The following is a 9,670-nucleotide window of genomic DNA, read 5'->3' on the forward strand; positions in this document are numbered from 1 at the left end:
AGATTGATTGATTATATTCATATATAATCGAATGGTCATCTGAAAGGACGGTGAAGATGTGTTAGATGATGAATAATGAATGGGAGGACAAAAATGAGCCAAATAAAAAGAATGTTTGCTGTTGTTTTTTGTTGTATCATCTTGATTTACTCTACTACATTGATAGGTTTTTCTGAAACTATCAATAGTGAAAGTGTTATCTCAGATGATTCGATTAAGGAATTAAATATTGACGAAAAAAGAGAGAGGAAAAACAAACCAACTAAAAGAGTGGAACTTGTTGAAGAGAGAACATTGTTTTCTAAGAATTATCTGTTAGAAGACGGTACATATCTAGCTGAGGTTTCATTAACGCCAATTCATTTTGAAGCATTAGATGGAACGTGGCATGAAATTAATACAAAGATAATAAATCAAGAGAATCTTCAATCCTTAGATATAAAACAGTCTAAGTCTATGACTGAAAGAATAGAGAAAGAGAAAGAGATCTTTAATAGTGTGGACAAAAGAATCAAAAACCAGAGTAAAATAAAAGATAAAATGTTTGTTGTTCCCCAAGTTCCTTTTGATGTTCAGATAAACGAGAATATCACCAAGGGATATACTATATCAGTTGAGAATGAAAAGCTATCTTTTTACCCTGTAAATGCAAACGATTCCATTGGTGTCGTTGATTCTGTTTATAATAATCAAATTTATTATCGTGATGTTTGGGAGCATACCGACTTAGAGTTGGTTGTCACAAATGAAGGAATAAAAGAAAATCTCATTCTTAGAGATGAATCAGCTCCTAATTCATTTTCTTTTGCAGTAAACGGAATGGAAGAGTCGAAGTCATTGAATTTATTACCATCATGGTTAGTGGATTCAAGTGGAGAATATCGAGAAGTTAGGCATAATATTGTCACAAAAAATAAAAAGGCGATTATCGAACTATCGTGGAATGATGAAGGTCTAATATATCCAATCACCATAGATCCATCAACAACCATACATCCATATATTGCAATTTATGTGGACGAATCTAATCCGTCATCAACATTTTCTTGGCCTTCTAAAGTCAAAGTTGGTAAGAAATATTATCGAAATTACAATGGTCCGATTTATCATTATGAATATAGTTATTTTCGATTCCCCTTAACTTCTTTACCAAAAGCCGATGACATTATTAGTGCAAGTATGTCATTGTACGCCGAGGAACCAGTGAAGCAAAGTAGTTCAGGATTTATGGATGTTATTGGTTACCATTTGACTGAGGAGGTTCAGCCGAGCACCAGTTTTGGAAGTAGACCGGGATTTACTACTGAAAATCCATCCAGCATTGTTCGTGTAACACAAGCAGGCACTTATAATTTTAATGTTACCAACATGACAAAGAAAGCAAAATCTGAAAGTGGTTCTTTGAATATTGGTCTCTACACGTATGCTAACAGTAACCTTGAATCTGTCCAGTTTTATACTTCATTTCATGGGGATTCGTCAAAAAAGTCGAAATTATTAGTTAGTTATCAAGCTCCGCCTGCTAAGCCGATTGTATCTAGATTTGATGTTAACAAACAGGATATTAGTTCATTTGGATTAGGATGGGATATTTTTGATGAGAGTGGACGTTCCCAAACAAAATATCAAATATATGGACTGAAGAAAATTAACAAGTACTCGGAAAATTACGTTCAACAGTTTTATTACCAAGGTTATACTTCTCAAAACAGTCATGTTTTCGAGAATCTTGGGTATGGAGATTGGAGATTTATGATTCGCCTTTACAATGGGGTGGAATGGACAGATTGGGAGATATCAGAAGAGATAAAAATCTTGAAGGAAAACTACTATGAATATAATGTTGTTAATCAACTTACGGAAATCGTTTCTACGAACGGTACTAAAATGATATTTACTTATGATCAAAATGGTAATTTAAAGAATAAAATCCGTTCGGGCATCAGTGTAGACAGAATAGTACCAGAAGGGAGAATATCAGAGTGGTATAGCAGGAACAACCATAGAGAAGACGAATATAACGATTTTTTATCGAGTGATGTGAAAGAACCTGAGAGAGATATCCGATCATTTAATTACGATGTAGATCAAGAATTTTTATACGTCATGATTGAATTAGGAAGAATTGAAAACTATCCTACTTTGTATCCGCACGGATATAACAATGACAATTATTTCATTTATATTCCATCTAAAGATATTGCGGGTACGAATCAATCGAGGAATGGAACGGCCTTAGGATTAAATGCTGGTTTTGAAATTGCAAGCTGGAATGAAAATAACACGACTGTACATCAATATAATAATAACTCAAATGAATGGAATTGGTCATGGACAGGCGATTATGAATTTGATGGTATCTCAAGTTCACTTAGCATCAATAATCACAATCGTCAAACGACTAGCGCAGTACTTGAAATGAAAATACCACTATCGTATTTACCAAGTGCTTTATTTGATGAAATGGTAATTCTTTCAGCTAGCGATCACAAGGACGCAGATCAACTTCGCTTTACACAATAATGGAAAATCAAATAGAGAGGAGATTGTTTAGATGTTTAGGAAACGATTAATCTATAATATATTAATTTTTCTATTAGTTTTTACTATTTTACCCTCACCTTCAATCGTTAACTCTGAAATATCAAAAGAAAGTTCTGAAAAACTAACATATTTAATTAAATACAAAGATAAAAACAAAGGAATTGATGAGCTAAAGAAAAAGAACATCAAGTATAAAAATGAATTCGAGAGACTTCCCATCGTGTTAACGGAATTAACGGTGGATGAATCAAATCAAATGAAGAATAATTTAAATGTAGAATATATTGAACTCGACTATCCAATATATGCTCTAGAAAATTCAACTGAACTCTATGATGATCCGAAAAACAACCTTCAAACAACAAATTCTGATAATCGTTTTGATCAGGGTCAAGAGGTCAATATTGCAGTGATGGATACAGGAATTAATTTGAATTCCAAGGATCTGAATGTTTTAGGAGGAGCTTCATTTGTGGCTGGGTCTACAACATATGATGACGATCATGGTCATGGTACAGAAATTAGTAGTATCATTGCAGCTCAGCACAATGATGCAGGCATTGATGGATTAGCGCCTCAAGCGAATTTATATGCCTTGAAAGTTCTTGCTAATAACGGGCTGGGTACTTACAGTAGTGTAATTAGTGCAATAGAGTGGTCAATAGAAAAAAACATAGACATTATTAATATGAGCTTTGGAGCCAAGGATTACTCTCTTGCATTGGCAGAGATAATTACGATAGCAGAAAAAGAAGGCATATTAATGGTTGCTGCAACTGGTAATGAAGGTGACAATAATATTCTATATCCTGCGAACTTCAACTCCGTCGTAGGTGTAGGAGCACTTAATGAATCAGGTTCAAAGTTGGATATCTCAAATTATAGTAATAACATGGATTTTTTAGCACCTGGTGAGAAGATTGATGTAATGGATCTGGAAGAAAAGATCAATAAAAAAAGCGGTACATCTTACGCTGCAGCCTATGTTACTGGAATTGCTGCACGATATAAAAGTATGTTTCCTACATCAGATGTTAATCAATTGAGAGGTATGTTATATCACTCTGCCTCATCTATCATTGATGAAAACGGAAGTATGTTTAAGGTGGCGCAATTTATTCCTAACCAGGAAGAAAAGAGTGAACTTGTAACTGAAATTGAGAAGGATACACATAAACCAAAGGGATATGATTTAAAAAAACAATATGATAAAAATCAATTAAAAGTTAATGCATTAAATACCAAAAGGAATCATATGCAGGAAAGCTCAAAAGGGAAGCTGACGATCAAGAAAGTGGCAAACGAGTTTTCAGTAACCGAACAATCTATTCAGGAGAAGCTTGATACTGGGATGACATTAGTGGATGTTGCTGCAGAGTATCAATTATCGGAATTTTCAAAATTAAATAAAACGAAATTAACTAATAATAAAAACGAAAAAGTGAAAGTAAGATCAAAAAAAGAGAATAGTGATGTGACTTCTGATTATGCTGACAATGACCTTACTATTTTCAACACATTCGGTTTTAAAACAGAGGTACCAGAAATCTACAAACCTGAGACGAGAGTAAACGAAGCTCCTTACAAAGTTTCAATTATTGGGGAGGATATTTCCTTTTTGTCTGGAAGTTTATCAATTTCAAGTTCTGATTTTTATCTTCCTGGTAGAAATGGGATGGATTTCTCGCTGACTCGTACTTACAATAGTGCTAGTTCCCAATTATATGATACAGAACTGGATAAAGATTATGATTATGCATATTGGGTCGATTATGAAGAGGATATATATGTTTCAAGTGAAAAATATGATATCACGCACAAATATAAGGTTTACAAAAAAAAATATACATGTTCAACTGATGAAGAGAAAGACAGTTACTATATAAACAATGATTATAGATATGATGAGGCTTCAACCGTATCCGAATTGAATAATATCCTTGATAAACCTCCAGTCATAGAAGATTCACTATATGAAGATTTATGTGAAGCTTATGATCGAGAATGGAAAATAGTGACGGAGCATGTTTCCTCAAATCATAGTACTTATTACACCGATTACGAATTATTGTTGAGTGGCATGCCTGAGGAAATGGGACCATATTCTTCTTTTAGCATTGCAGAGGAACAGAAAGCTGAATTAACAGCAGGAAAAATTTTAGAAACAAGTGGACTGTTAGGAGATACATATAGCGGTTTCTATAAACTCCAATCTCGTGTTGCTTCTCCTCCAAATTCTAAAGTCACCCCGGTAGTGGCTAGTATTTACTATTCAAATTTATTAGTAACTTCAGAGCAAGAAAAAAGATTTCCGATAGGAACAGGTTGGAGTTGGGATATTCCATTTGTAAGAGAGAAAGATGGTAAGACATACTATCATCAAGCATCTGGTGGAGTCTATGAAATAAATAACCAAGAGCTAAAAGGTTACCCTTGGAAAGATCTGAGTTTTCATTCCAACTCTAATGTAATCGTAAATGGTGAACATTCAAAATATGAATTGCGTTCAATTGATGGATTTAGTCAATATTTTAATGTAGATGGAAATCTGATTCAATATCGCGATCTGTATAACAATACGATAGATTTTCATTATTCAGAAAATACAACTTATGGAAAAGTTCTGTCATCTGTAACAGATGCCATAGGTAATAACATATCCATTCAATATTCTACAAACCAAGTAATCATTTCACAAGGGAATAAGACAGTTATATATGAGAAAGAAATACAAAATAATAAAGAGATATTAACTGCGGTTACAGATGTGGATGGAAGACGAACGATATACGATTACCATGTTGCACAAGCTAAATTCAATTTGTATAATTCGACGCCCACAACAGATAATCCTTATGTTCTACTTAAGCGTGTTAACCATCCTACAGGTGCAGTAACAAAGTATGAATATGAACCAAATCCTGTTAAGAGATATTTAGGTAGTTCAACTGTTAATCAAGCATATCGCTTATATTCCAGGGAGGATGTTATACCTTACACAGATGGTAACCAAGATGTGTATAACAAAGCTATGATTTTATACAATGGTGATATGGCCTCATCATATGGTCAAGATTTATCCTTCCAGACGACTTTATCTGACGGATTGACAGAGGTGGAATTCAATTTTGACAAGGATTTTATTGATTCGAATTTTGGGTCAGTATACTATCAGTCGAAAGTATCAACAGTTGCAGATGAGTATGATTCCAATCAATCATATATTCGAACGATTGAACATGTGAATGAATATACTTTTGATAAGGTTAATCGTAGAACTTCTCCTATTGAAACCAAAACTTATTATAAGGATAAGACCAATCATACAAATTCAGTTATTGCTCAAACTTCTATTGCCTATAATGATTACGGTCAAATCACTGAGCAAGTTGATCCACTAAATAAAGTGGTGACTTATGAGTATGACCAAAATACTCATTGGTTAAAATCTATTACTCAACAGTTTGACGGTAACTTAGGGGTAAGAACAAAATTCAATAAATATAATAACCAAGGAAGTCCAACTGAAGTCATTGTTGATGAGCAACCTGCTCAAGGCAGCTCTTTAAGGCAAACGAAGTATGAGTATGATCAGTATGGTAATATGTTAAAAGTAGAACGTATTGGTAGTGAGAAATCGATCGTCAGTAATTTCGAATATAGCCCTGTTTATGGACATGCTTTCCCAACTCAAATGACATCTGTATTTCATGATGTAGATGGTATGCCGCATTCGGAAGTGATAAAGGCTGAATATGATATTTCCAGTGGAAGAATAACGGAACTCTATGATGCTATGAATTATCAGTATTCCTATGTATATGATGATCTAGGCAGATTGATTTCTCTTACTAATCCCGATCAGATGACCTCAAAAATCTGGGAGTATCATGATGAAGACAATTTTTTAATTATGACTGATGAAGAAAATCGAAAAGGATACACAAAGTGGAATGCATTAGGTATGCAAATAGAGAGTGGGATTTATGTTGGCTCGCAGCAAAAAGCCAAATCAAAATCTGGATATGATCCACATAGTCGTACAATTTGGTCAGAGAATGCAATTGGTGAGCGTACCTATTATGAATATGACGACTTTAGTCGAAATACTTCAATAATATACCCAAATCAGACAAGTTTGAGTACAAAGTTTGATGATATTAACTCCACGATCCAAAAGTTAGATAACTTAGGAATAGGATCTCGGCAATCTTTTGATGTAATGGGACGAACTGTTAAAGTAGAAGAAGTAGATAATGGAATATATAATGTGGTTAATACTCTGACCTACAATAACGCTGGTTGGATGCTGACTTCTCAAGATGCCAAAAACCATATCACGAAGTACAAGTATGATGTACTCGGACAATTGACTTCTGTGGAGAACGCTCTTCAACATTATTATATGTATAAATATGATGATTTTGGGAATTTGATTGAATCCATGAGTCCCGGTTACATTGGCAATTACTACATTAGCAATTACAAATATTATGATGAGTTGGGACGAGTTATTAAAACTGAGGATGAACTTCAACGTGTTACTAAGACGTACTATGATCTTGATGGAAATAAAAGTAAATATGTAGATAGTGAAGGACAAATCTTCACCTATTCTTATTCAGATCAGAACCAATTATTATATAAATATGGACCATCAGAAACAATTGCATTTACTTACTATAAAGATGGTCAACGTAAGAGTATGACAGACAATATAGGACGAACGGAATATGAATACGATAACCATACAGGCGAACTTATTCAAGTTCAATATCCTGATCTGAGAACCATTACGTATAATTACAGCGCATCAGGTCAACTATTGGATATGAAATTACCGTTCGATGAAAATTTGCAATATACGTATCAAGATGGTTTGCTAGATCAAGTGAAATTAAATGGAATGATGAAGGCGCAATACACATATAAACAGAATGGAAATGTCGATTCGGTTACGTATGGTAATCAGATGAAAACAAACTATACGTATGATACAAATCGATTGCAGCAAATTGATCATTCAACATCAAGTGGAGAAATTGCTTTAAGCATAGGTTATCAATATGATCAAAATGCAAATATTACACATATATCAAATAGCTCAACTGGATCAAATGACTATAGTTACGATCCATTAAATCGTATTTCTACTTCCAACAATAGAAGTGAAGTGTATTCTTATGATAACCGAGGCAATCGGCTTACTCTGGGAGCTGACTTGTTTTTGGATGAATGGGAGCCTGAAGGTGAGACTGAATATATATTTGACGAATGGAATCGTTTAACGAAAGTTATGAAACCAGACGGAACGATGGTTGAATATCGTTATAATGGTGATAACCTGATGGTTGAGAGAACTGAGTTAGGTAAGACGACACGATACTATTATAATGGTGATCAGATAGTAGCAGAAGGTGAAGTCCAAGCAGACGGCTCTACCATCCTGAAAAACACCTATATTCATGGCTATTCACTATTGATGCAAAAAAATAACCTTAATGAAGATGCTTATTACTTGCTAAATGGTCATGGTGATGTCATCGAAATGCGTGATCACACAGGACAGGTACTTAATCAGTACAGTTATGACATATGGGGAAATCCTGTCAGCGAAGTGGAAACAAGGGATAATCTTTTCCGATATTCCAGTGAACCCTGGGATAAGACAACCAATCTCCAATATCTACGTGCACGTTGGTACGACCCATCGATGGGCCGCTTTATTAGTGAAGATAGCTATGAAGGGGAGATCACCAACCCTTTAAGTCTCAACCTTTATACTTATGTTCATAATAATCCATTGATCTATATTGATCCGACTGGTCATTTTCTCGATACTATCGCAGATGCATTTTTTATAGGGTATGATATTTATAAGCTAGCTACCGACCCAAGTTGGGAAAATTTAGGGTATTTGGCATTAGACACTGGTGCTGCGTTTATTCCGTTTGTTACAGGAGCAGGAGCCACAACAAAAGGTGCAGTACGAGTGACATCTAAAGCTGACGAAGCCTTGTCGATCACTACATTTGCTGTGAAATTAGAAAAAAATGCTTGGGAGATGAATCCATTAGCTCGTGGTCGGTATATTGACGAAATGCTGGGGAATAATCTAGGGAAAAACTTTCAAGTAGTAGACAGAGTGGCAGATGGAAAGCTGATTAGCATTAAGAGCATTGATCCGTCACTAGGTTCCTATCAAGGGGTAGGGTTCAAAAATGCATTGCGTCAAAATATAACCTCCTTAATTAACTTTAAAGGAATTCAACAAAGAAAAGTGACTCACTATGATGGTACTAAAGAAACTATGAGAATCAATGCGGATGATTATGATAAAGTCTTAAATGTAGCCCTTCCAGACGTTCAACTTAATGATGTACAGACGAAAGGGCTTGAAGAAGCCATTAAGTATGCGAATGACAATGGGATTGAAGTTATTATTACGTATATTAAATAAGGAGGATTTATGGAGAAGCATAGTGTATCGGTTTTTAAAAGTGCAAAGCATGGTGGAATATTTATGTTCCCTGTGGGAGTTAAACCAAATGGCGTGCCAGCTGGTGTAAACAAACCTATTGTAGATAATTCTCCTTATACAACTGAGCAATTAGGAAAGAGTGTGAAGGATTGTTTTGAAATCTCCATAAATAAAAAATATAATTCAAATGATTTTAATGATCCTACAATTTCGGTGACAGGGATCAAAAGCAATTCCAAATTTGTCAAAGAATACAGCAGCGTAGATGTTTCTTTTGATAACACTACTGGTTATACGGTGCGTCCACTCTTCAAGCAAAAAAATGGAGCTTATAGCAGCAAGGAAGGCATTCAGAAAGAGTTGCCAGAAGAAGTGAGTAATACAGAACTGGGACAGGCAGTGCTAGAGGCATTCAAACAATGTGAAATTTAAAGAACTTGCCGCTCCCCAAGTATATAATTCGGAAGTGGCTTGATATGTGATTTACAATATTTTAAGCTAGAAATGATTTACCTAAAGCTCTTAAGCCCCCTATAGTATTTGGACAATATAAGTTCATATGATTATACTATTCATAGTCAGGGGGCGCTTCATTTGAAAAGACAAAAGTATGCAAGAGAATTTAAACTGCAAGTGGTGAAAGAG

General features: G+C 34.7%; 3 protein-coding genes. All 3 read left to right on the forward strand.

The window, feature by feature from the left end:
• Positions 1 to 93 precede the first annotated feature (93 nt).
• Genes ACFSUC_RS07535 through ACFSUC_RS07545 form a run of 3 tightly spaced genes read left to right on the forward strand, consistent with a single transcriptional unit; the run spans position 94 to position 9,457 of the window.
• Positions 94 to 2,523, forward strand: a complete 2,430-nt coding sequence (locus ACFSUC_RS07535) for a DNRLRE domain-containing protein (RefSeq protein WP_379928922.1) — start codon at positions 94 to 96, stop codon at positions 2,521 to 2,523.
• Positions 2,524 to 2,554: 31 nt separating this feature from the next.
• Positions 2,555 to 9,004, forward strand: coding sequence for a S8 family serine peptidase (locus ACFSUC_RS07540; protein WP_379928923.1), 6,450 nt, complete (start codon positions 2,555 to 2,557; stop codon positions 9,002 to 9,004).
• Between the two features lie 9 nt (positions 9,005 to 9,013).
• A complete protein-coding gene (locus ACFSUC_RS07545; protein WP_379928924.1) occupies positions 9,014 to 9,457 on the forward strand; it encodes a contact-dependent growth inhibition system immunity protein in 444 nt (147 codons plus the stop codon).
• The last annotated feature ends 213 nt before the right edge of the window (positions 9,458 to 9,670 follow it).

The organism is Marinicrinis sediminis, assembly GCF_042685085.1.
Classification (GTDB): Bacteria; Bacillota; Bacilli; order Paenibacillales; family KCTC-33676; genus Marinicrinis; species Marinicrinis sediminis.